The sequence below is a fragment of the Mesorhizobium abyssinicae genome (assembly GCF_049887195.1).
In the GTDB taxonomy this organism is placed as follows: Bacteria; Pseudomonadota; Alphaproteobacteria; order Rhizobiales; family Rhizobiaceae; genus Mesorhizobium; species Mesorhizobium abyssinicae.
This window is the reverse complement of sequence record NZ_JARAKC010000174.1, coordinates 1-235: the sequence shown is the minus strand read 5'-3', so window position 1 is coordinate 235 and position 235 is coordinate 1. Positions and strand designations below refer to the sequence as shown.

Below are 235 nucleotides of genomic sequence, written 5' to 3'. Positions count from 1 at the left end.
AGCAGCGACCAGTGGGTGCCGCGGCGTTCAGGATCGGTAGCGCTGGCATCGTTGACAGGCAGGAACAGGAAGTCGGCTGTATCACTGCCATTGCGATCATAGACGATGCGCTGGAAAGCCCCGAGGGTGGCATTATCGGAGCCCAGGCGCAGATGGTAATGGGCTATCAGCGGGTCGACGAGGCGCGTTCGCGAGGCGAGATCTGGATTGTCCCTCTGCAGCTCCTGCGCCAGCA

The 235-nt window shown here is 62.1% G+C and carries 1 protein-coding gene; it reads right to left on the bottom strand.

Going from position 1 to position 235, the window contains the following annotated elements; genetic code table 11:
• On the bottom strand, positions 1-235 hold a 235-nt coding region (locus tag PU724_RS34130; RefSeq protein ID WP_426213881.1), incomplete at both ends, for a hypothetical protein.